This window comes from Spelaeicoccus albus (assembly GCF_013409065.1).
In the GTDB taxonomy this organism is placed as follows: Bacteria; Actinomycetota; Actinomycetes; order Actinomycetales; family Brevibacteriaceae; genus Spelaeicoccus; species Spelaeicoccus albus.
In genome coordinates this window covers 2,527,798-2,551,518 of the sequence record NZ_JACBZP010000001.1, presented here as the reverse complement: position 1 = coordinate 2,551,518, position 23,721 = coordinate 2,527,798, and the positions used below count along the sequence as shown (strand labels likewise).

The following is a 23,721-nucleotide window of genomic DNA, read 5'->3' as shown; positions in this document are numbered from 1 at the left end:
CTCAGGCTATCGGACGGGCCCGAGCCAATCCTCCAGCGCCTCGCGGACGGCGTGGATCTGTTCGGTGGGCACGCGTTCGTCGTCTTTGTGCGCCAGCAACGGGTCCCCCGGGCCGAAATTCACGGCCGGCACGCCGAGCGCCGAGAACCGCGCCACATCGGTCCAGCCGACCTTGGCTTCGGGTTCGCCGCCCACTGCCGCCAAGAAGTCGGCTGCCTCCGGCCTGTCGAGTCCGGGCCGCGCCCCTTCGGAGCTGTCCGTCACGGTCAGGTCGTAGCCGGCGAACAGTTCGCGCAAGTGCGCTTCGGCTCCGGACGCCGTGAGGGACGGGGCGAACCGATAGTTCACCGTGACGACGCATTCGTCCGGGACGACATTGCCGGCCACCCCGCCGGAGATTGCCACCGCCGACAACGACTCGCGGAAAGCCAACCCGTCGACGACCTTTGTGGCCGCCTCGTAGTCGGCGAGCGTCGCCAAGGCCCGGGCCGCCCCGTGGATCGCGTTCACGCCCATCCAGGCCCGCCCCGAATGGGCGCGGCGCCCGGCGATGCGCAGTTCCACCCGGATCGTTCCGTTGCACCCGCCTTCGACCCGCGCGTTCGTCGGTTCGCCCAGCACTGCGAAGTCACCGGTCAGCCACTCCGGGTGGCGCCGGGCGACTCGTCCGAGCCCGTTCAATGACGCGGCCACTTCCTCGTGGTCGTAGAACACCCACGTCACGTCGTAGCGCGGCTCCGTCAGCGAGGCGGCCAGCGACAACAGCGCGGCGACCCCGCCCTTCATGTCGACGGTGCCGCGACCGTGCAGCACGCCGCCTTCCAACCTGGTCGGCAGGTTGTCGGCCACCGGCACCGTGTCGAGGTGGCCCGCCATCACGACGCGCTTGTCCCGGCCGAGGCCGGTGCGAGCCACCACCGTGTCTCCGTCGCGCTCCACGCGCAGGTGTGCGAGCGCGCCGAGAGCGGAATGGACGGCGTCCGCAATCGATTTTTCGTTTCCGGACACCGATTCGATATCACAGAGCGCCGCCGTCAGCTCGGCGACGTCCGAGCCGAGATCAAGCGGGCGAGCGGCAGTGAGATCGGGCACATCGGCGGCGAAGGAGTCGTCTGACGAAGTCATCCCACGACCCTATCTCGTAGGCTTGTGGCATGACTTCTTCCACCGCAACCGGGCGCGGCCTGGCGACCCGGACCGCAGCCGGCGAGATCTTGAGTGTTTGGTACCCGAACCCGTCGCGGGACGGCGTGTCGGCAGCCGGAGATTCACATCCCGACCTTGCCGCTTCGCTTGACGCGCTGGCCGGCACCGACGACAGCCGCGGAGTCACCACCACTGTCGTGGACACGACAATCGACCTCGACGAGCCGCCGGCCGGCCCGGCAGACGCATACCTGCGCTTGCACCTGCTGTCCCACCGCCTCGCATCGCCGAATACCGTCAACGTCGAAAGCATCTTCAAGGTCTTGAACAACGTCGTGTGGACGTCGGCCGGCCCCTGCTCGCCGTCCGATTTCGAGGCCACCCGGCTGCGCCTGATGGCACACGGCCACGTGGCAGTGTTCGGTGTCGACAAATTCCCGCGGATGACCGACTTCGTGATTCCGGCCGGTGTGCGGATTGCGGACGCCGACCGGGTGCGCTTGGGTGCGCATCTGGCGGCCGGTACGACTGTGATGCACGAGGGCTTCGTCAACTACAACGCCGGCACGCTTGGCGCCGCAATGGTCGAAGGACGCATCTCGGCGGGAGTTGTGGTGGCGGAAGGCTCCGATGTCGGCGGCGGAGCGTCCATCATGGGCACCCTCTCCGGCGGCGGCACCCACAAGATCTCCATCGGCGGCGGATCGCTTCTCGGCGCCAACTCCGGCATCGGGATCAGCATCGGCAACGATTGCGTAGTCGAGGCCGGACTCTATGTCACTGCCGGCACCCGCGTCACAGTGGCGCAAGCGGCAGCCGGATTCGACGCCGGCGCCATCGTCAAGGCCGCCGAACTTTCCGGCCGGGACAATCTGCTGTTCCGCCGCAATTCGACGTCGGGAGCCGTCGAGGTGCTGGCCAGGCGTCCCGCCTCGGTCGACTTGAACCCAGACTTACACGCAGTTGACTAGCAAACGCGTTCGACGCCGCCGTTCCATCGCCTGGACGATCACCGCACTGGTCTTGGCGCTCATCGTGGTCGGCGTGTTCGCGGGGGTCCAGGCGATCACCGGCCTGAACTCCGCCCCCGTTTCGGAAGAGTGCGTCGCACCGCTGAACGGGACCGACTACACTCTCGACCTCGGGCAGTCACGGAACGCGGCGCTGGTGACGGGCTTGGCCGTCAAACGCGAACTGCCGGCCCATGCCGCGACAATCGCGCTGGCCACGGCCATGCAGGAGTCGAAGCTGCGGAATCTTTCTTATGGACACGCCGATTCGGTGGGCCTGTTCCAGCAACGGCCGTCACAAGGCTGGGGCACTCGAAAGCAGCTTCAGGATCCCGTCTATTCGACGACCAAGTTTTATGACGCCTTGACCAAAATCAAGAATTACCAGACTCTCCCGGTCACCCAGGCGGCCCAAAAGGTGCAGCATTCCGCGTACCCTGACGCATATGCCAAGCACGAAGGCGCAGCCCGCGCGTTCGCCTCGTCGTTGACGGGCAATTCACCGGCCGGCATCAACTGCACCATGCACGAATTGACGAGCAATCTGACCGGCACCGAAAAGATCGCATCGGTCAAGCGCCTGGAGCGACACATCGGCCACGAGTTGGGGCTCACTGCCGAGCCGGGTTCGATACGGAATTCCGACGGCGACTACCGGGTTCGGTACAAGGCGACGGGTTCGACGGCGTCCAGCCGAAAGAAGCAGGAATGGAACGTCGCGGCGTGGGCCGTGGCATCGGCATACAGCTTCGACATCACCGAGATCAGCCTGCCGGGCCACGTGTGGAAACGATCGGCGAGTACCGACGGCTGGGTCAAGACGACGGGCACCGACGGGGAAACCGCGATCACGGTCGGTTAGGCCGGCGGCTCACGCGTTCAACGGTTGTCGATTGCCACGTAGTCGCGGGCCCCGGCTCCCGTGTAGAGCTGGCGCGGACGTCCGATCTTGGTCTCCGGATCCTGAATCATCTCTCGCCACTGCGCAATCCACCCGGGGAGCCTGCCGATTGCGAACAAGACGGTGAACATCTTGGTCGGGAACCCGAGGGCCTTGTAAATGAGCCCCGTGTAGAAATCGACGTTCGGGTACAGCTTGCGGTCGACGAAGTAGTCGTCTTCGAGGGCGATTTGCTCGAGTTCGAGCGCCAGGTCGAGTAGCTCGTCGCGCTTGCCGAGCTTGGACAGCAGCTCGTCCGCGGTCTTCTTCACGATGGCGGCGCGCGGATCGTAGTTCTTGTAGACGCGATGGCCGAAACCCATCAGCCTGACGCCTTGCTCCTTGTTCTTCACGCGGTCGACGAATTTGCGTACGCCCTCGCCGGACGCCTGGATGTCTTCGAGCATTTCCAGGACCGCCGAGTTCGCTCCGCCGTGCAGCGGGCCGGACAGGGCGTGAATGCCCGCCGAGACCGATGCGAAAAGGTTCGCGTTCGACGATCCGACCAAGCGGACCGTGGACGTCGAGCAGTTCTGCTCGTGATCGGCGTGCAGGATGAACAACAGATCGAGCGCCTTCCGGGCGGTTTCGTCGACCTCGAACGGTTCGGACGGGAATCCGAACGACAACCGCAGGAAGTTGGAGATGAGGTCGAGCGAGTTGTCCGGGAACACCGTCGGCGAGCCGAGCGACTTCTTGTACGCATATGCCGCGATGGTCGGAAGCTTGGCCAGCAGCCGCGTGGTGGACAGTTCGACTTGGTCGGTGTCGAACGGGTCGAGTGAATCCTGGTAGAACGTGGACAGCGCCGACACTGCCGACGACAACACCGGCATCGGGTGCGCGTCCCGCGGGAAGGCGCCAAAGAAGCGGCGCAGGTCTTCGTGCAGCAGCGTGTGGCGGCGGACGCCTTGATCGAAGCTTTCCAACTGCTCGGCAGTGGGTAATTCGCCGTAGATCAGCAGGTAGCTGACTTCCATGAACGTCGAGTTCTCGGCAAGCTGTTCGATAGGGTAACCGCGATAGCGCAGGATTCCCTGATCGCCGTCGATATAGGTGATGGCCGACCTGGCCGTAGCGGTGTTGACGAAACCGGGGTCGAACGTCACTTCGCCGGTCTCGCGCAACAGCTTGGCGATGTCGAGCCCGGTATTGCCTTCGGTGGCTCCCACCATCGGCAGGTCGAGAATGCCGGTGTCCGTTGACAACTTAGCGGATTTGCCTGTCGACATTGTGTCTCCTCAAACATGGGGAACCGACGAAATCTTTTCAAGAATGACCCCGGGCGGCTCCGTAATTCATCTCGCTGCGCTTGGCGTCGATACGAGGGCAACCTACCTAGAACTTACCCGGCCCGGAGCACAACGGCGAAATCGGACCCTAGTCATTTAGCTCACAATCAACTAACTTGATATCAAGATACTTGGGGCCGAGCTGATTGGAGACACGAGTGCGCTGGAATCCCGATTCGTATCACGAGTTCGATGCCGAGAGGTCACGACCGTTTCATGACCTGATCGGCGCCGTCGCCACGCACTATCCCGATTTCCGCCCGCGCAGCATCGTCGACCTCGGGTGCGGCTCGGGCGAGCTGACGGCCCAGCTTGGCGCCAAGTGGCCGGAAGCCCGGGTACTCGGCATCGATTCATCGCCCGAGATGATCGACCGCACGTCCGCGCACGAATCCGCGCAAGTGAATTTCTCACTGGACAGCATCGAAGACTTCACTCCCCCGCCCGGACTCGATCTTTTGGTCTCGAACGCCGCATTGCAATGGGTGCCCGGCCATCCGGCGTTGCTTGACGGGTGGATGGCGGCGATGGGGCCCGGCAGCGTCCTGGCCGTGCAAGTGCCGGGAAATTTCCGCGCGCCGTCGCATTCGTTGATGCGCGAGATCGCCAATTCCGGTGATTTCGCGGCCGAACTGGCGGGCGTCTTGCGTTCCGGGGACGTCGTGGCCGAACCCGGCGACTATCTGCACCGGCTCGCGGACGCCGGCCTGGCCCCAACCGTGTGGGAGACCACGTATCTGCAAGTGCTCGCCGGTGAGAATCCCGTTCTCGACTGGGTGCGCGGCACGGCATTGCGCCCCGTACTTGCTGCGTTGAGCGCCGAACGCGCCGCGGAATTCGAACGCGTCTACGGGGCGGCCCTGCAGCGCGCGTACCCGCCCACCCGGCACGGCACGGTTTTCAAGTTCCGCCGCATCTTCTTCATCGGCCGTCACGCTTCTTGAGCGGCACCGGGGTTCACAGCGCCGCGGTTCAGGGTGCTGCGAGCCGCTCGGCAGCGGCGTCAATCCGCTCGTCGGATGCCGTGAGCGACACCCGGACGTATTCCCGTCCGGCGTCGCCGTAAAAGATGCCGGGCCCGGCCAGGATGCCGAGGTCGGCAAGCCGGCCGATCGTCGTCCAACAATCCTCGCCCGCCGTACCCCACAAGTAGAGACCCGCCACCGACTGGTCGATGCGCAGGCCCCATTCGGTCAGGGCAGGCTTCAACACGGAGCGCCGTGCGGAATACCTGGCGCGCTGCGCCGCCACGTGCTCGTCGTCCCCCAACGCCGCGCGGGTCGCTTCTTGGACCGGCCACGGCACAATCATCCCGGCATGCTTCCGCGTGGTCGTGAGATTCCCGATCAACGCGGCGTCCCCGGCCAGGAATGACGCCCGGTACCCGGCGGCCGACGACTGCTTGGACAGCGAGTAGGCGACAAGAAGGTTCTCGTGGTCGCCGCCCGTCACCCGCGGGTCGAGCAGCGACGGAACGGACGGCACGTCCCAACCCATTTCCGCATAGCATTCATCGCTGACCAACAGCACGTCATTGGCACGCGCCCATTGCACGAGCGCCCGCAACGTATCGACGTCGAGCACGGCACCCGTCGGGTTGCTGGGCGAATTGACCCACATCATCCGAACTCGGCCGAAATCGTCGGTGTCGCGGCTGCGTGCGGTCAGCAACGCGAACTGATCGACGGGTACCGCCCCGCACCCGGCAATGCGTGCGCCCATGTCGTAGGTCGGGTATGCGATCAGCGGGTGCGCCACCACGTCGTCCGGCGTCAGTCCCAGCATTGTCGGAAGCCACGCCACGGCCTCTTTGGATCCGATAGTGGGCACCACCTCGGTGTCCGGATCGAGATCCGGTACTCCGCGGCGGCGCGCGAACCAGTCGGTGATGGCGCGGCGCAGCGCCGGACTTCCGGCAGTCGACGGGTACCCCGGCGCGTTTGCGGCGTCCGCCAGCGCCTGCCGGACGACAGGCGGGGTGTCGTCGACCGGCGTCCCGATCGACACGTCGACCACGCCGCCCGGATGGCTGCGCGCCGTCTTGGCGTACGGCGCCAGCGACTCCCAGGGGTAGTCGGGCAGCGTCAGGCCAAGGCTCATCGGCCCTGGTAATCCTGGTTCTGCGGCGGCAAGGCGGCGATCATGGGATGGTCGGTGTGGGTATTGCCGAGTTTTGCGGCTCCGCCCGGCGAACCGAGTTCGTCGAAGAACTCGACGTTTGCCTTGTAGTAGTCCGCCCATTCCTCCGGCGTGTCGTCCTCGTAATAGATCGCTTCGACCGGGCAAACCGGTTCGCAAGCACCGCAATCGACGCATTCGTCCGGGTGGATGTAGAGCGAGCGTTCGCCTTCGTAAATGCAGTCGACGGGACATTCGTCGACACACGCTTTGTCCTTGACATCCACGCACGGTTGAGCGATCACGTACGTCACTGTGGGGTTTCCTCCTCGAGCCGATGAACCGGCGGCGTCTCACTCACTCTATGCCACCGGGTAGTTTTATTATCTCTGACATTCCGTATGAGGAGCTTCCAAGACGTCATGAATCACAACACATCCTCGCCCGGCGAGTCGAATCCACCCGCGTGGGCCGGCTGGGAGCCCGGCCTGCGCGTCGTCGTCCGGTACCTGTCGGGCGATCAGGCCACCGACGCGGTCGGCACCGTGACGGCGCGCTCGGAGACGGAACTTGTCTTGCGCACCAAGCGCGGTGACGTGGCGGTGCCGCTCGAGCAGATCATTCTGGGCCACGAGGTGCCGCCGGCGCCGACGCGGCCGGGCCCGTCCCATCGAACCATCTCGTGCACCGACCTCGAGGGGCTTTTGGCGGAAGCCTGGTGGCCGCCGGTCACCCGCTGGCTCCACGAAACGAATCTGACCACGGACGACGAAAGCGAACCCACCCGTGCCGGCTGGCTGTTGCGCGCGGCGGGAGGCCATACCAAGCGCGCCAACTCGGCGTTGGCATTGGGCGATACCGGAATGTCGCACGAGAAGGCGCTGGACGCCGTCCGGCTGTGGTACGACGAGCTCGGCCTCCCGCCAACGGTGTGCCTGTACTCGCCGCCCAGCAGCACGCATCCCGCCAAGGACGCCGTCGAATCGGCTGGATGGCACGAGTTTGCGCCGTCGCTGGTGTTCACGGCGGCCAGCGGCGAAGTGGCGGCGCTCGCCCGAGAAGCGGTCATGACGATTCCCGGCGCCCGGGAGTACCGCGTGGACGCGGCCACGGCGCCGACAAACGCGTTTTATGCCGGTCTCGGGTTCCCGGACGAGCACCCCGAGGCGCTTGACCAACTTCTGACGTCGGCCAGCGATCAGTTCTTTGCCGTGGCCGGCGCGGGCGATACCGGCAGTAAGGGGGCGAATGCCGCGCCCGACGGCGTGCCGGTCGGGGTGGCGCGCATGGCAGTGGCTCGCAAATGGGCGGTGCTGTCCGATATCACCGTCGCCGAATCACAACGCCGGCGCGGCGTCGCGGTGTTCATGATCGGCATGCTGGCGGCCAAGGCGGCGCAGCAGGGCATCAGATCCATGGCGTTGCAGGTTGCGGCCGACAACGACGCCGCGATCGCCTTGTACGAAAAGCTCGGCTTTTCCGTTCACCACCGGTACGGCTACTGGCGGGCCTAGAGTTGCTCAGTCCGATCCTGCCCAGTCCGGCCCCGGGGTCCGCGGGCCGGGACCAGTTTGGCGATCACGAAGACCATGATGAACGTGATGATGACCGGAGCAATAGTCCACGCCACTCCGCGCATATTGCCCGGGATCAGCACGGCACCGCCCGGGCCTTGCTGACCGAAAATCGTGGCGGCCAGGAAGCAGAGCACGCCGACCGTGACGACCGGGCCGATCCGGCGGGACCACAGCCCGAGACACATCTCGACCAGCGCGACAGCGACGAGCCCCATGATCAGCCCCACCGCGATCATCTGCGATCCGACCATGAGGGAGATTTGATGATCGACTGTGCCGAGCAGCGCGACGAGGATCCCCACGATGACGGCGAACAGGTAACCGGCAACCATGCGCGACCGGCCACCGGCGCCGCGCACCATCGGCACGATCTCCGGCTCGTTACCGGGAACCGGCTCGGCGTCCGTCATCTCTTCCACTCCTGCCAGTAGGTCCGTCTCGAGCCCTTCCAGCCGCCCCTCCGGGCGAACTCTGCGGTAGTACTCGGTGGGCAACACCCGTTGCCCCACGTGATTCGACAGTGCCATGAACTCGCCCGACACCTGCACTTGGGTGGCGTGCTTGTGCAAGCCGGAGAGTTTCGCACCGAAGTACGGGGAGATGTCGATGGCGGTCGTCACGTCGGCGTCGGGCGTGGGCACTATCGGAATAGCGCGGACCGGGTCGAATCCCGTCTCGGCGAACCCCGGCTGCCCCGGATCGAACGACCGGCGCAGCTCGGTCTCCGGCATTTCGATCTCGTACACTTTCGCGGGCTGCCACCCGGCATCCGCGCACCGTGCCAACGCAGCGAACGTCAGGTCATGGGTGCGCACATGATCGGGGTGACCGTACCCGCCGTCCTTGTTGTACGTGATGACGACGTCGGGGCGCAGGTCGAGCACGATCCGCACCAGGTACGCGGCCGCCTCATCCACACTTGCCCGGCACAGCGCGCCGGCATTCATGTCCGGAGGCGCCGCGGCGTGGCCGTCCGGCCCCCAGACCATGCCGGAATCGCGGAACCGGCGCGGCGGCAGGTCTCCCCCGGCCGGCACGTCGCCCAAGAAGCGGTGGTCGACGACGCGCAACGCCTGCATGGCCTCGGCGAGCTCGCCCTCCCGGTGGGCGGCGAGTTCGTCGCCGTTTCGCCCGGACGCCGTTCGATCGGCTTCGGTCTGCGCGGCCTCGAGGTGCGCCAGGTCCTTCGGGATCACTTCGCCGAGCTCGCCGCGCGTGCAGGTGACGACCGTGACGTGCGCCCCGGTGGCCGCGTACCGCGCCATGGTGCCGCCGCACGTGATCGTCTCGTCGTCCGGATGAGCGTGGACGAACAGCAGACGCGGGACGGCGGTCATGGAGCGACTTTCGGATCAGGAGGCGTTGGCGCGGCGGTTCTTTGCATAGTTCTTGGCGCGCGCCGCCGCATTCAACTCGACCTTGCGAATGCGCACGAACTTCGGCGTCACTTCGACGCATTCGTCCTCACGGGCGAATTCGAGCGATTCCTCCAGGGTCAGCTTGCGCGGCGGCACGAGGTTCTCGAAGCTGTCCGCTGCGGCCGAGCGCATATTCGTCAGCTTCTTTTCCTTGGTGATGTTCACGTCCATGTCGTCGGCACGTGAATTCTCACCGACGATCATGCCCTCGTACACCTCGGACGTCGGTTCGACGAAGAAGCTCCCGCGCTCTTGCAGGTTGATCATGGCGAACGGCGTGACGACGCCGGCGCGGTCGGCGACCATCGACCCGTTGAGCCGGAACTCGATGGGGCCGGCCCACGGCTCGAAACCGTCGGCGTAGGACGATGCGATGCCGGTGCCGCGAGTATCGGTGAGGAACCGGGTGCGGAAGCCGATGAGTCCGCGGGCCGGCACCATGAACTCCATCCGCACCCATCCGGTGCCGTGGTTCGACATGTGTTCCATCCGGCCCTTGCGGGAGGCCATCAGCTGGGTGACGGCGCCGAGGTGCTCTTCGGGAACGTCGATAGTCATGCGTTCCATCGGCTCGTGGACCTTGCCCTCGATTTCCCGCGTGACGACCTGCGGCTTGCCGACGGTGAGTTCGAAGCCTTCGCGGCGCATTTGTTCGACGAGGATGGCCAGCGCGAGTTCGCCGCGTCCTTGGACTTCCCACGAGTCGGGGCGTTCGGTCGGCAACACTCGCAACGACACGTTGCCGATGAGTTCCTTGTCCAGACGGTCCTTGACCATGCGGGCAGTGACCTTTGTGCCTTTTTCCCGACCGGCCAACGGCGAGGTGTTGATGCCCACCGTCATGGAGATTGCCGGGTCGTCCACCGTGATGAGCGGCAGCGGCAGCGGGTTCTCGACGTCGGTGAGGGTTTCACCGATGGTGATCTCCTCGATACCTGCTACCGCGACGATATCGCCGGCGTGAGCCTCCTCGGCCGGAACACGGTCAAGCGCCACGGTCTTGAGCAGTTCGGTGATCTTCACGGTTTTCAAGGTGCCGTCGTGCCGGGCCCAGGCGACTTGCTGACCCTTGCGCAGGGTGCCGGCGTGCACGCGCAGCAACGCCAGACGGCCAAGGAACGGCGATGCGTCGAGGTTCGTCACGTGGGCTTGCAGGACTCCGTGCGCCGCGTAGGTCGGCGCCGGGATCCGGTCCAGGATCGTCTCGAAGACCGGTTCCAAATTCTCGTTGTCCGGAACCGTGCCGTCGGCCGGCTGTTCCATCGACGCGCGCCCGTCGCGGGCCGCCGCGTAGACCACCGGAACGTCGAGGACGGAGTCCACATCGATGTCGGGCACCTCGTCCGACAAATCGCTTGCCAGGCCGAGCAACAGGTCCTGCGTTTCTTCGACGACCTCGGAGATGCGGGCATCGGCGCGGTCGGTCTTGTTGATGACCAGGATGACCGGCAATTTCGCGGCAAGTGCCTTACGAAGCACGAAACGGGTCTGCGGCAACGGGCCTTCGGACGCGTCGACGAGCAGGACGACGCCGTCCACCATGGACAGTCCCCGCTCGACCTCGCCGCCGAAATCGGCGTGGCCGGGCGTGTCGATCACGTTGATGGTGATGCCGTCCGGCTCGCCGTGCCTGGCGGCCGAGGGGCCCCGATAGAACACGGCGGTGTTCTTGGCCAGGATGGTGATGCCCTTTTCACGTTCGAGATCGCCGGTGTCCATGGCTCTGTCGACGACTGCCTTGTGCTCGCCGAACGCACCGGTCTGGCGGAGCATCGCATCGACAAGGGTTGTCTTGCCGTGGTCGACGTGGGCGACGATTGCGACGTTGCGGAGATCACCGCGGGACGCCGTGGCTGCTTCAGAAGCCGTGGCTACTTCATTTTGGACAGGCATACACGCTCGAATTCACAAAAGGAAAAAAGGGGGTTGACGCTTAATTCTACAGCAGATCGCCAGTACGCTTGCACAATCCCGATTTGCACCTATTGACCGACGGCCTGATGGATACGCACTGTAGAGGTATGGATACAGGCGATAAGACACTCTCACCGTCGGAGATCAAGGGTGCTTTGGCCGGCAGCCCGTTCGTGCACTTGCGCACCGTGCTTCAGGCCCGGTTCGCCACCGACGACTTCGCCGGCGCACTGCGCCTCGTGGGCGAGGCCGGTGATCATGCCGAGCAACTCGGCCACCATCCGGATATCGAGTTGGGCTGGGGCTCGGCGGTCTTCACCTTGTCGTCGCACGACGTCGGCGGGGTTACCAGGCGCGACCTCGAACTTGCCGAGCGCATTGCGGCAAGCGCACGCGAACTCGGAGCGACGCCCGTCGACCTGCCCCCCGCGGCGTTCGAAATCGGCATCGACACCACGGATGCCGGCGCGATCCGGGATTTCTGGCGCGTGGCGATGGGGTACGAGGAAAGCACGACGTCGGACGGCGACGTCGAACTCGTCGACCCGCGCGGCACCGGCCCGGTGGTGTGGTTCCAGCACATGGATCCACCGCGCACCGAGCGCAGCCGAATCCATATCGATTCCTATGTGCCCGTCGCCGACGCCCCGGCCCGCGTCAACGCCGTGAAGGCAGCCGGGGGAACTCTCCTCACCGACGAGCACGCCCCGCATTGGTGGGTGCTCGCCGACGCCGAGGGCAACGAAGTGTGCATTTGCACCACCTGATCCTGAAACGCTCCCGCGCAAGACGCCGCATGCGCTCTCGCGCGTGATGCCCGGCCTGCCCGCGCTCGCTCGTGCCTCGCTTCGCGATGCCCGACCGAGCCCGGGCCGGACGCCATGCGCGGGGAGCGCTAGCTCAGATTCACGCGGCGCCGGTCACGACGCTCGACCGCGCTCCTCGGCAATCCGCTCTTCTTCCAACAGGGCGTCGCGTCGTTCGCGCCTGACCTTTTGCGCTGCCGGATCCGGCACCGGCACGGCAGCAAGCAGTCGCTGCGTGTAATTTTCCTTCGGGTGGTTCACAATCTCGTCGGTCGAGCCCACCTCGACGAGTTCTCCCTTGCTCATGACCGCGATCCTCGAGCACAAAATCTCGATGACTGCCAAGTCGTGGCTGATGAACAGGCACGCGAATCCGTGTTCTTGCTGCAGATTCTGGAATAGTTCGAGCACGCGCGCTTGCACCGACACGTCGAGTGCGGACGTCGGCTCGTCGGCCACGAGAACCTTGGGCTCGAGCGCCAGTGCACGGGCGATGCCCACGCGCTGGCGCTGACCGCCGGAGAGTTCATGCGGATACCTGTTGCGCATGCTCCGTGCAAGCTCGACGTTGTCGAGCAGGGACTCCACCCGGCGGCTGAGGGCGGACCCCTTGATCTTCTCGTGCAGCAATAGCGGCTCTCCGATCGATTCGCCGATCGGCAGTCGCGGATTCAATGACGATCCCGGGTCCTGAAACACGATGCCGGTGTCCCGTCGAAACGGACGCATTTCCTTTGGCTTCGCGTTCGAAATGTCGTGCCCGGCGACAACGAGTTTGCCCTCGGCGACAGGAAGCAGTCCTACCGAAGCGCGGCCGATGGTCGTCTTGCCCGACCCCGATTCGCCGACAAGCCCCACGACTTCGCGTTGTTCCACTCGCAAGTTGATGTTATCCGCGGCCCGAAATGCCGGCGCCCTGCCTTGTTTCGGGTATTCGATGGCAACGTTTTCGAGCAACAACGCCGGGTCGGAGGTCGCTTCGGTGAAGCCGCCCCGTTCGGGACGCCGCTCACGCTCGGTCACCTCGGCGCGTTCGCCGACGTCGTCCCCGGTCTGCGAGCCGAGATGCGGCACGGCTGCCAGCAGCTTCTTCGTATAATCGTGCTGCGGATTGCCGAAGATCTGTTCCGAGGTGCCGTGTTCGACCACCTGGCCGCTCTTCATCACCAGGATGCGGTCGGCCATATCGGCGACCACGCCCATGTCGTGAGTGATCAGGATGATCGCGGCGTCCACGCGTGATCGCAGATCGCGCATCAGTTTCAAGATCTCGGCCTGCACTGTGACGTCCAGCGCCGTGGTTGGCTCGTCGGCGATCAGCAGTTTCGGGTCGCAGGCCAACGCTTGCGAAATCATCATGCGCTGGCGCTGGCCACCGGACAGCTGGTGCGGATAATGATCGAAACGACGCTCCGGGTCGGGCATTTCGACAAGACGCATCAATTCGAGCGCCCGTTTCTTCGCCTCATTGGGGCCGACGTTCTGGTGGGTGCGGATCGTTTCAACCAGCTGGAATCCCACTGTATAGACGGGGTTCAGCGCCGTCATCGGCTCTTGGAAGATCATGCCGATTTCGTTACCGCGGATATGGCGCAGCTTCGCCCCCGACAGGCCAATGAGCTGTTGCCCCTTCAGGACGGCGCTGCCGGTTGAGCGGCCGTTCTCGGGCAAGAGACCAATGAGAGACATCGATGACTGCGATTTGCCCGAGCCGGACTCGCCGACGATGCACAAGACCTCACCGGCGCGCAGATCATAGTTCAGGTGCTCGGCGGCCATGTACCATTCGCCGCCGACCCAGAATTGAATTCCAAGGTCCCGCACCGTGAGGATAGGCTCCTTGTCGAAGGCGTCGGGTGTACCGGTGGCGGACGTCGATTCGGTCATGAGTTGGCTCCTTGCTCGGCTTCGTCCAGCTTCCGGGCCGCACGCGCCAGTGCGCGTGCGGAGGGGATTCTCTTCTGCCGCGGGTCAAATGCGTCGCGAATGCCGTCACCGACAAAGTTGACGCACAGCGCCACCAGGATGATGAACAGACCCGGATACCAGAACAGCCAAGGCCTGGTGGCAAACGAGGACTGGTACTTGTTGATCAGCTCGCCCAGTGACACGTTCGGAGGCTGTACGCCGAAACCGAGATAGCTCAGCGCCGTTTCCAGGACGATGGCCTGCGCCATCATCAACGTCGTGTTGACGATGATCACGCCCATGGCGTTCGGCAACATGTGTTTGAACATGATGCGGAAATCGCCGGCTCCCGCCACGCGGGCGGCATCGACGAATTCGCGCTCGCGCAGCGCCAAGAAATCGGCGCGGACCAGGCGGGCGAGCTGCATCCAGGTGATGCCGCCGAGGACTAACGCCAGATACAGCGGCATCAGCACACCGTTGTAGGATCCGGCCATCACGCCGAGAACGGCGCCCAGCACAATCACCGGAAGCGTGATGAACAAGTCGGTGATGCGCATCAGCAAACTATCAAGCCATCCGCGGTAGTACCCCGCGAACGCACCGACTATGACACCAAGTACCAAGGTGAGGATGCCGATCACGACCATGATCATGATCGAGATCTGCGTGCCTTTCATCACCTGCGCGAAGTTGTCTTTGCCCAAGTCGTCTTGGCCCCAGGGATGCTCGCCGACGACGAAGCCGCTACCTCCGAGCCATTTCGGCATGTGCATCGTGGGGTTGCCCCCGTTAATGACCGGATAGGTCGGATTGACGTGGTATTTCCACCAGCCATGCCAGCCGCCGACTCCGACTGAGGTGTAGGCAAGGAGCGCAATCAGCACGAGTACGACGATTCCGGTGATGGCGCCCTTATGGCGAATGAATCGCCGGAAGACGATTTTGCCTTGCGACAGGCCTTCAGTCTCGTGCAGTTCAATGGCGTTTTCGTTTTGCTCGTCGAGAAGCGGGCCCTCGTCACCGGGGCCGGCGGACGGCGTGATGTTAGTCATGAGTTCACCCGAATCCGTGGGTCAAGGAGCGCGTAGCAGAAGTCGGCCACCAGATTGGCGAACATGGCCAGCGCGCCGACGATGATGATATAGGCCATCACTGGATCGATCTCGGCCTCACCAAGGGAATCGACGAACAGCCTGCCCATTCCGTACCAGCCGAAAATGGTCTCGGTGATGACGGCTCCGCCGACAAGCGTAATGATGGCCACCGGGACTATTGACGCAAGCGGCAGTAGCGCATTGCGCATGGCGTGACGCATGATCACTGTTCGTTCGGTCAGGCCCTTTGCGCGTGCCGTACGAATGTAATCCTGGGTCATCACTTCAAGCATGGAGCCGCGGGTAAACCGCGTGAACTGCGCAAACGTGATGAGGATCAGAGCAAGTGACGGCAGCAACAAGTGAGTGAAGATGTCGAGCGTATGCACCCAGAAGTCCCCGCCGAGATTCGGGGTGGTCGAGCCGATCGTGGCGATCGGCCGGTTCCCGATCACGCTGGAGTTCGTGTACGGCGCCCACACCTGCATGACCCGGTCGATGAAGATGACGATGCTGATCAGGATCCCGGTCAATACGGCGCCCCGCATCGATTGGCTGCGATCGGGGCCCGCGAAAACGTAGCCGACAAGCAGACCGATGCCGATCGTGACGAAGAACAAGGCAATGATGATCCAGATGTTCACGACGATGCCGTCAAAGAAGTACTGCAGCGGATAGTAGAGCACGACGCCGATTGCGGCAGTCGTGAGCGCCGAATAGAGCGCGCGCTTGTTGTTCAACCCCGTTGACAAGAAAGTCACGACTATGGCGGAGGCGGCCGCAATCACGATGACGCCGATGATGCCGATATGCGGGCTGTCAAACCACCCCGTGAGCAAAATATAAAGCTCGACGACAAATGTGATGAGCGTCGCCGCGACGTACGTGATGATCCGACGACGGGCGTTTCCGCCCAGCGCACCCATCCAGAACAAGCCCATCAGCAAGGCAACGAGTACGACAATCGGCCAGTTCAACCCCGGCGTATTCACAAAGTTGTTGAATCCGATTGCCAGATACTGCTTGAGCAGCACTGCCACCCAGAAGATCGGCAACGAAAACATCACGAACGAAATGAACGTGATGAAGTAGTCGAACCCGGTGTACTGGCGCAGGGCACTGATAAGACCGACTGCGACGCCCAGCACGATTGCGATGATCGTGGCGGCAAAGACGAGTTCGAAGGTCTGCGCCATCGCGCCTTGGAGCTGTTCGGTCACTTGCTGGTTTTCGCGCCACGCGACGCCGAGGTTGCATCGCCCGATGAAGCAACCGCCGACGCCGCCGAGCCACCAGAGGTAGCGCAGTAGGACCGGCTTGTCCAAGTTGAGTTGGGCAATGCGGTTGGCGATGAGCTGCGCCTTGTCCGGCGACGTGCTTGTGCGCAGGTCGGCAAGCGGATCGATCGCCAGATCAATGAGCACGTACATGCACACGGACAAGATGAGAAGAATAAGGATTGCGTACGCCAAGCGGCGGGCAAGGAAAGAGATCATATGTCGTCCAGGAGTGGTTCAGACAGGGGCGCCGCGCCGCCGAAAATGGTGGTCCGTCGCCGCGGTGGGGCGCCGAGCCTTGGGCTCGGCGCCCCACCTTTGGCCGATGTGATTGAAGTTGATCAGCTAACGGATCGGATCCGCTACTTCACATCCCACTTCCAGAAGTTCCAGAACATCGTCGGAGCCAGCGAGATGCTGCTGACGTTCTGAAGCTTCTTATTCCAGGCAGTGACCTGCGGGAACTGGAAAATGACGTCACCGAAGGCGTCATCGACCAACTGCTTTTCCACCTGTCCCAGAATCTTGGGGGTCTTGGCCTGGTCGGTGTTCACCAGCAATTTGCTGAACAAGTTGTCGACCTTCTTGTTCGAGTAGCCGTAGAAGTTGTTCTGACCATTCGTCTTGTACGCTGCAACGTTGCCGCTGACTGCCGTCGACGTCGCCTGCCAGCCGAACAGCGCGGCGTCGTACTTGCTGGTCTGCTGCAGCAGATTACCCCAGTCGGGATCCGATGCGTTGACCATCTTGAAGCCGGCCTTCTTGGCCGACTGGGCGATCAGCTCGTATTCGCTTTGACGACGCGGGTTCGTCTTGTCGAACATCATGCGCACCTTGGGGTGAGCATTGCCGGCCTGTTTCAGCAGCTTCTTGGCCGCCGCAATGTCGACCTTGTCGGCCTTCGCCATGCCGTTCATCTTCACGACTTCGTCGTAGCCCGGTGCGCCCGGCGTCACCATGAACGAGTTACGCACCTTGGCGTCCGGCACCAACGGCTTGATCAGCTTGTCCACGATCTGCTGACGCGGGATCGTGTCCATGAAGGCCTGGCGAACCATGCGCGCCTTGTCCTTATCGCCGCCGTACGACTTGGGGTCGAACGGGCCACCGTTGTTTTGGGCCATATCGACATGCTCGTACGTCGAATCATCGCCGGTCGCCATATTCACGTTGTTGAGCTTCTTCAACGCCTTGACGACGTCCGGCGTCGACTGCGGCTGAATCATGTCGACTTCGCCGTTTTGCAAGGCCTGCACGTTCGACATCGGGTCACCGCTGTAGCGAACCGTGATCTTGTCGACCTTCGGCTTGTGCGAACCTTCGTAGTTCTTGTTCTTCTTCAGCGTAATGTACTGGTTGGCCTTGAACGCCGAGATCTTGAACGGGCCCGATCCGACAAGCAACGACTTGTCCTTTGGCATCGACTTGAAGTCGAAGCCCGTGTTGTAGAAGTTGGCAACTTTAGCCAGTTTTGCCTTGTCGTCGGACTTGAACGCCTTCATCATGGCATCGTCCGCTTTGGTCGCGTCTTTGACACCAAGAGCATGTTCGGCCACAACGTGCGCCGGAACTGCCGGACTGAGTAGCTCGGTCTTCCAGTCCACGAACGGCTTGTCATACGTGATGGTGAACGACTTCTTGTCCGAGCTGACCTTTGGCATGTCTTTCACCAAAGCCATGCCGGGGTCGCTCGAGTTGAAAAATACGTTCGAGCCGGCCTGCTTCTTTGCCGAGCCATCCTTATTGACGCCTTTATCGGCCGAGACGGTGTTGTATTTACCGCCGAGGGCCGCCCACGTCAACACATAATCTGCAGCGGTGACGGGAGTGCCGTCCGACCACTTCGCCGTATCGGCAATCGTGTACTTGACCTTCAGCGGCTTGTCCGAAACCTTCTTCATCGAACCGAACGACGTGTTCGGCTGAAGCTTCAGGTCCTTGTTGTAGTAGTACGACTGGTCATTCATCATGTACAAAATGATCATGTTGGCCACCGCATTGCCGTTGCCGGTGTTTTGGTTGGCCGAGTAGAACGCCTGGTTCCACATGACGTTGACAGTCTTGGTGTTTTTGATACCGCCATTGTCGTTGCTCTTGGGTGATGAGCAGCCACTCAGTGCGACCGCGCCGGCGACGAAAGCCGCACCCAACGCTAGTAAGCGCTTCTTTTTCAATGTTCCTCCATGGAGCAAGGCACCTATGCCTGCTTCGACTGATTGAGAACGCAGATCGTGCATACTCCGAGCAGCCGAAACTATAGCTATGAACTCGTTGACTGTACACATAGTGAGACAACGCACATTAACGCAGGGGTGGGTTTTCGCTCGATCGTTACCTAGTTGATACGCGACCGAGTATCCGAAAATCAGCTTCGATAGCGACGCTGCGGACCGCGAAATTTGCCGCAGTGGCCGTGGGCGGCGAACGCGATGTGGCACAGTGGAAAACATGGGCGAAGTCGAGACTTTTCGCAGCACGTCCGGCCGGGTGCTGTCCATCGGATCGGCGGCCACGGCCGTCGCCGTCCTCGTGACTATCGCAGTCTCGGACGGCGTGCCGGGGCTGTTGCACTACGGAGCCATACCGCTGCTCTTCGCTGCGTTGGTCTGGGCCATCTTTGACAGACCCTTCCTTCGTGTCTCCGACGGCGGAATCGACATCGGAAATATCGCGCGACTGGTCCACATTCCGTGGCCATCGGTCACCGACCTCGAACTGAGATGGGGGCTTCGGGTCGTGACAAGCTTTGGCAAGTACACGGCTTGGTCGGTTCCGGCGCCGAAACGGCCGTCGCTGGGCAGCACTCTTGCCGGTGGGACGAGCGTCATGCAGCAAAAGGCCTCACAATCGGCAGCGAGCTTACTGGACAAAAATTCGCAGAAGAGACGAACCGACAGCGTTGAAAGCGAAGCCGCCGTATCCGCGTCAAAGCGCTGGGAGAGTCTCAAAGACGCGGGCCATCTCGACAACCCGCGTCTTGACGATGCGAAGCCGACAACGACCTGGCACAAGGACGTCGTGAGCATATGCGGCATTTTGATAGTCCTGACTGCGATAGGACTTGCAACCAGGAGTTAGGGGCGCCATGGCACAGGCAGTGACATTTCGCAGAATTTCCGGGCACGCAACAATCGTGGTGGCCGGAATCATCGCGGCGCTGGCGTTATTGACGATTGTGCAGGTGAGCGGCTGGTACGGGCTTGTCCACCTCGGCGCGTTGCCGCTCCTCTTTGCCGCACTGGTGTGGGCAGTGATCGAACGGCCGTTCGTCCGCGTGACCGACTCCGGTGTCGATATCGGCAATATTCTCCGCCGCATTCACGTGCCGTGGAAGACGCTCACCGAACTCGGTTTCCGCCGCGGACTGACAGCCATCACCGCCTCCGGCACGTACACCGCAGTCGCCGTCCCGGCACCAAAGAAGCAGCCGGTCGGCAATACGCTCAGCAGCAGCGGCAGCCCGTATGGGGACACCTTTACTCCGGGAAGTACCGAGGCAAGCCTCTCCGCTCAAATACCCGCCGAAAGCTTGATCGCCGATTCCGATCCAGTCAATCGCCTGCCCGGTCATACCTTGAGCGGTGCCGCGGCTTCGGCGGCAAACCGCTGGAGCAAGTTCAAAACACAGCGCGGGGATGCCGCTTCGACCGGCGACGCGAAGCCGATCACCGCCTGGAACAAGGACGTGCTGACCGTGTGCGGCGTCCTGATAGTGCTGGCAGTGATCGGTCTGGCGACGCTCGGTTAGCGGCCGCGGTTCGGCGACCGATTCGGCCTGCGGCTGCGCGAGTTCCGACTACGCCGGCTGTCTCCGCGCTCTCCGCTTCCGCCGGCTCCGCGAGCCTGCGACCCACCGCGCCGACCCGATGGGTTGCGCCGCGAATTGCCCGAAGAATTGCGCTGCGATTTTTGTTGCTGCGCCTGCGGGGCCGGCGGCTCAACATACGGCGCCTTCTCCCCCACGAGTCCGGCGACGGGAGCGGAGTCCGGAGCAACGGCTTGGAGCCGCGCGTCGATCTTCGCCCGGCGCAGCATCGTCTTGACGTCCTGGCGTTCGGTCGGCAGCACCATAGTGACGACCGTTCCACCGGATCCGGCGCGCGCGGTACGTCCCGACCGGTGCAGGTACGCCTTGTGCTCGGTCGGCGGGTCGACGTGCACGACCAGATCAATGTCGTCCACGTGGATGCCGCGGGCGGCGATGTCCGTCGCGACCATGACGCGGGCAGTACCGCTGGAGAAGGCCGCCAAGTTACGTTCACGGGCCGGCTGCGAAAGGTTGCCTTGCAGGTCGACCGCCGGAATTCCGGACGCCGTCAGCTGCCTGGCGAGCTTTTTCGCTGTGTGTTTCGTGCGGGTGAAGAACACCCGGCGTCCGGTTCCGGACGCCAGTTCATGTACGACTGCGCGCTTTTCGGCAGGATCTCCCACACCGAAAACGTGATGAGTCATGGAAGAGATCGGCGATTCGGCCGAGTCGACCGAATGCGTGAGCGGCCGGTCGAGGTAGCGTTTCACGATTACGTCGATACCGCGGTCGAGTGTCGCCGAGAACAACATGCGCTGGCCTTTCGGCGTCGCATCGAGAATGCGCTTGACTCCGGGAAGGAACCCGAGGTCGGCCATGTGATCCGCCTCGTCCAGCACGGTGGTCTCGACATCACCCAGCGAGATATGACGCTGGTTCATCAAGTCTTCGAGCCGGCCGGGGCAGGCCACGACGATGTCGACGCCGCCCTCGAGGGCACGCACCTGCCGGCCCTGCGTGACACCGCCGAAGATCGTGGTGACCTTGAGCCGGGCCGCCTCGGCAAGTGGTTCGATGACCGCGGCAATCTGATTGGCAAGCTCGCGGGTCGGTGCCAGCACCAGCCCGCGGGGGCGATTCGGACGACGTCCGGGGTTTTCGCTCAATCGTGCAACGAGCGGCAACGCGAAGGCGAGAGTCTTGCCGCTGCCCGTCTTGCCGCGGCCGAGCACGTCGCGGCCGGCCAGAGTACTGGGGAGAGTGGCCGCCTGGATCGGAAACGCAGTGGTCATTCCCTGCTCGCTCAGCACGTTGCGAAGTTTTGCGGGGACGTCCAATTGGGCGAATGTCGGAGCCGGCTCGGAAGTGGGCGCGGCAGTATTGTCTAGAGTTTGCGTGGTCATGAAGGCCTTAAAGTTCGTCGCCGGCGTCCGGCGCACTGGGGTGAAGTCGATCCTCGGGCCGAAAGGACGACTATTGTCAGCTGCGCCTCATGCCAAGAAACGGAAATCCGTGGGGAGTTTCGCAGTGCATTGAGGCGGCGACCCCGCTTGGTTTCAAGTATGCGGGTCGGCACTAGGCAAAGTCACGCCGGCGTTCCCGGGTGTGACGTATCTCGCTGCCGCCGCGCTTTGCCTTCCCATCCCGCCGAGTGGCGGCGAACGGCTGAAAATCGCTCGATTTTATGACCGTTCGCCGCCACTCGGCGGAGTGAGACGGATTCCAGCCGCAATGGCAACCTCCCGATAGTCGGCGGCCAGGCTGGCGAGAGTGGCGTGCGCATTGAGGCCGCTGGGATTCGGGACGACGTACAACTGGGATTCCGGCCAAGGCGACGACTGCTTTCCGGTCGCCGCTTTCGGACTATCGAACGCGGTCCGGTAAGCGGTCACCCCGAGAATGGCAACGACGGCCGGACGCCGCGCCGTCACCAAGTCACTCAGCGACTTCGCTCCGCGGCGCAAGTCATCACGGGAAAGCTCATCGGCGCGCGCCGTCGCGATCGGGCAGATATTGCTGATGCCGATCCCCCGTCGCTCAAGCTGTTCACGGTCGCCGGGCTTGTACCCGTCGGCGGCGTCAATGAGCGTGCCGGTGATGCCGGCCCGGTAGAGCGCCGGATAAAACCGATTACCGCGCTTGGCGAAATGAGTCTTGGTGGCGGCCGACCAAAGCCCCGGATTGATGCCGACAAATAGCAGTTCCAGCGGTTCGGGCAGCAGATCCGGAACGGCTTGGCCGCGAAACGCTTCCAACTCGGCGCGCGAGAATCCCATGAACCGATGGTAGCGGCGTCCTGGCCCCTGTCCGCGCGCGAGAACTATAGTGAAATGAGGCACATATATTCGATCGGAAAGAGGAAAGAATGCCCACGATGATCCCCAACCGGCACTTGTTCGGACCGGGCCCCTCCAACCCGTATCCCGAGGCCACCGCTGCGCTCGGGTATCCGCTCCTGGGGCATTTGGATCCGGATTTCATCACCCGGCTCGACAACACGTGCGAGGGCCTGCGCCGCGTATGGGGCACAACGAACTCACGCACCCTTCCGCTCAGCGGAACCGGTTCGCTGGGCATGGAAACTGCGTTCGTCAACACGCTCTCGAAGGGCGACGTGGCAGTCATCGCCGTCAATGGTCTTTTTGGCCAGCGCATGTGCGAGGTCGCGTCGCGGTGCGGCGCCGAGGTCGTCCGCGTCGACCACGATTTCGGACAGCCGATCGACGTCGAACGCGTCGCGGCGGCCCACCCCAACCCGACAGTGATTGCTGCAGTGCACGCCGAAACGTCGACGGGCGTGCTGTCGGACATCAAGGCGCTCGGCTCGGTCAAGGGCGATGCCTTGTTGATCGCCGATGCGGTCACCTCTATCGGCGGCAGCGAGCTGCGCGCCGATGACTGGGGCATCGACGTCGGCTATGCGGGAACGCAAAAGTGCCTGGGGGTCGCTCCCGGTTTGGCTCCGTTCACCATCAGCGACGCCGCGTTCTCTCGTCGCGTCGAGACTCCGCAGTCGTGGTACATGGACCTTGGCCTGCTGGGCGGGTACGTCGGCGGCAACTCCGGCGGCGGCCGCACCTACCACCACACTGCGCCCGTCGCCATGGTCGCCAGCCTCGAAGCGGCCCTTGACCGCATCACGGCAGAAGGCATCGAGAACGCGTGGGCCCGCCACGAAGCTGCCGGGCGCAAACTGCAGACCGGCCTTCAGGACATGGGGCTCGACCTCTTTGCGGCCGAAGGCCATCGCCTGCCGCAGCTGACCACTGTCAAGGTTCCGGACGGCGTCGATTCGGCCGCCGCTCGCGCGTTCCTGCTCACGAACTTCGACATCGAAATCGGCGGCGGCGTCGGCGAATACGCGGACACCGTGTGGCGCATCGGCCTGATGGGGCCGAACGCGAACGATGCGTCAGTCGCACTGCTCTTGGGAGCCATCGAAGAAGCAATCAAAAACGCGTAGTTTGATG

At 63.5% G+C, this 23,721-nt stretch carries 20 protein-coding genes; 8 read left to right on the top strand and 12 right to left on the bottom strand.

All coding sequences use genetic code 11. The features are described from left to right. Positions 1-6: 6 nt before the first annotated feature. Positions 7-1,125, bottom strand: a complete 1,119-nt coding sequence (gene dapE / locus BJY26_RS11855; protein WP_179428469.1) for a succinyl-diaminopimelate desuccinylase — start codon at positions 1,123-1,125, stop codon at positions 7-9. A 29-nt stretch (positions 1,126-1,154) separates the two neighbouring features. On the opposite strand from dapE, the gene dapD reads away from it, so the two are divergent. After that, entirely contained in the window at positions 1,155-2,117 is a 963-nt protein-coding gene (dapD, locus tag BJY26_RS11850) for a 2,3,4,5-tetrahydropyridine-2,6-dicarboxylate N-succinyltransferase (RefSeq protein ID WP_179428468.1), read from the top strand. Then, positions 2,110-3,018: a hypothetical protein gene (locus tag BJY26_RS11845; RefSeq protein WP_179428467.1), complete on the top strand. Its 909-nt coding sequence runs from the start codon at positions 2,110-2,112 to the stop codon at positions 3,016-3,018. Before dapD ends, BJY26_RS11845 begins: the two co-directional genes overlap by 8 nt. 17 nt (positions 3,019-3,035) lie before the next feature. Here the strand turns inward: BJY26_RS11845 and BJY26_RS11840 are convergent, their stop codons facing one another. Beyond that, positions 3,036-4,328 (bottom strand): citrate synthase, encoded by a 1,293-nt coding sequence (locus BJY26_RS11840; RefSeq protein ID WP_179428466.1) that lies wholly within the window; start codon positions 4,326-4,328, stop codon positions 3,036-3,038. 218 nt (positions 4,329-4,546) lie between these two features. On the opposite strand from BJY26_RS11840, the gene BJY26_RS11835 reads away from it, so the two are divergent. Beyond that, complete coding sequence (locus tag BJY26_RS11835; RefSeq protein WP_179428465.1) at positions 4,547-5,332, top strand: methyltransferase domain-containing protein; 786 nt, start codon at positions 4,547-4,549, stop codon at positions 5,330-5,332. A gap of 28 nt (positions 5,333-5,360) precedes the next feature. Here BJY26_RS11835 and dapC read toward each other — a convergent pair whose 3' ends face one another. Continuing rightward, positions 5,361-6,488, bottom strand: coding sequence for a succinyldiaminopimelate transaminase (gene dapC, locus BJY26_RS11830; protein ID WP_179428464.1), 1,128 nt, complete (start codon positions 6,486-6,488; stop codon positions 5,361-5,363). Continuing rightward, complete coding sequence (gene fdxA / locus BJY26_RS11825; protein WP_179428463.1) at positions 6,485-6,820, bottom strand: ferredoxin; 336 nt, start codon at positions 6,818-6,820, stop codon at positions 6,485-6,487. The genes dapC and fdxA overlap by 4 nt, the downstream gene beginning before the upstream one ends. A gap of 108 nt (positions 6,821-6,928) precedes the next feature. Between fdxA and BJY26_RS11820 the strand changes: the two genes are divergently transcribed. Next, a complete protein-coding gene (locus tag BJY26_RS11820) occupies positions 6,929-8,020 on the top strand; it encodes a GNAT family N-acetyltransferase (RefSeq protein ID WP_179428462.1) in 1,092 nt (363 codons plus the stop codon). Here the strand turns inward: BJY26_RS11820 and mshB are convergent. Further along, on the bottom strand, positions 8,017-9,420 hold the full coding sequence (gene mshB, locus BJY26_RS11815) for an N-acetyl-1-D-myo-inositol-2-amino-2-deoxy-alpha-D-glucopyranoside deacetylase (protein ID WP_179428461.1): 1,404 nt from the start codon (positions 9,418-9,420) through the stop codon (positions 8,017-8,019). The two genes, BJY26_RS11820 and mshB, sit on opposite strands and share 4 nt — an antisense overlap. 15 nt (positions 9,421-9,435) lie before the next feature. Then, positions 9,436-11,394, bottom strand: coding sequence for a translational GTPase TypA (typA, locus tag BJY26_RS11810; protein ID WP_179428460.1), 1,959 nt, complete (start codon positions 11,392-11,394; stop codon positions 9,436-9,438). A gap of 128 nt (positions 11,395-11,522) precedes the next feature. Here typA and BJY26_RS11805 point away from each other — a divergent pair, with 128 nt between their 5' ends. Continuing rightward, entirely contained in the window at positions 11,523-12,182 is a 660-nt protein-coding gene (locus BJY26_RS11805; protein WP_179428459.1) for a VOC family protein, read from the top strand. A 153-nt stretch (positions 12,183-12,335) separates the two neighbouring features. Here the strand turns inward: BJY26_RS11805 and BJY26_RS11800 are convergent, their stop codons facing one another. From BJY26_RS11800 to BJY26_RS11785, 4 genes are all read right to left on the bottom strand, one after another. Then, entirely contained in the window at positions 12,336-14,108 is a 1,773-nt protein-coding gene (locus BJY26_RS11800; protein WP_179428458.1) for an ABC transporter ATP-binding protein, read from the bottom strand. Further along, the gene (locus BJY26_RS11795; protein WP_179428457.1) at positions 14,105-15,184 is read right to left on the bottom strand and encodes an ABC transporter permease; all 1,080 of its coding nucleotides are present in this window, start codon (positions 15,182-15,184) and stop codon (positions 14,105-14,107) included. Before BJY26_RS11795 ends, BJY26_RS11800 begins: the two co-directional genes overlap by 4 nt. Continuing rightward, on the bottom strand, positions 15,181-16,722 hold the full coding sequence (locus BJY26_RS11790) for an ABC transporter permease (protein WP_179428456.1): 1,542 nt from the start codon (positions 16,720-16,722) through the stop codon (positions 15,181-15,183). The genes BJY26_RS11795 and BJY26_RS11790 overlap by 4 nt, the downstream gene beginning before the upstream one ends. A gap of 143 nt (positions 16,723-16,865) precedes the next feature. Further along, on the bottom strand, positions 16,866-18,677 hold the full coding sequence (locus BJY26_RS11785) for an ABC transporter family substrate-binding protein (RefSeq protein ID WP_237248967.1): 1,812 nt from the start codon (positions 18,675-18,677) through the stop codon (positions 16,866-16,868). Between the two features lie 274 nt (positions 18,678-18,951). On the opposite strand from BJY26_RS11785, the gene BJY26_RS11780 reads away from it, so the two are divergent. Both BJY26_RS11780 and BJY26_RS11775 read left to right on the top strand, forming a co-directional pair. After that, positions 18,952-19,581 (top strand): PH domain-containing protein, encoded by a 630-nt coding sequence (locus tag BJY26_RS11780; protein ID WP_179428454.1) that lies wholly within the window; start codon positions 18,952-18,954, stop codon positions 19,579-19,581. Positions 19,582-19,600: 19 nt separating this feature from the next. Then, entirely contained in the window at positions 19,601-20,251 is a 651-nt protein-coding gene (locus BJY26_RS11775; protein ID WP_179428453.1) for a PH domain-containing protein, read from the top strand. Here the strand turns inward: BJY26_RS11775 and BJY26_RS11770 are convergent. Continuing rightward, positions 20,248-21,543 (bottom strand): DEAD/DEAH box helicase, encoded by a 1,296-nt coding sequence (locus BJY26_RS11770; RefSeq protein WP_244953902.1) that lies wholly within the window; start codon positions 21,541-21,543, stop codon positions 20,248-20,250. The two genes, BJY26_RS11775 and BJY26_RS11770, sit on opposite strands and share 4 nt — an antisense overlap. A gap of 390 nt (positions 21,544-21,933) precedes the next feature. Then, the gene (locus tag BJY26_RS11765; RefSeq protein WP_179428451.1) at positions 21,934-22,527 is read right to left on the bottom strand and encodes a mismatch-specific DNA-glycosylase; all 594 of its coding nucleotides are present in this window, start codon (positions 22,525-22,527) and stop codon (positions 21,934-21,936) included. 89 nt (positions 22,528-22,616) lie between these two features. Here BJY26_RS11765 and BJY26_RS11760 point away from each other — a divergent pair, with 89 nt between their 5' ends. After that, on the top strand, positions 22,617-23,714 hold the full coding sequence (locus BJY26_RS11760; protein ID WP_179428450.1) for a pyridoxal-phosphate-dependent aminotransferase family protein: 1,098 nt from the start codon (positions 22,617-22,619) through the stop codon (positions 23,712-23,714). Positions 23,715-23,721 lie beyond the last annotated feature (7 nt).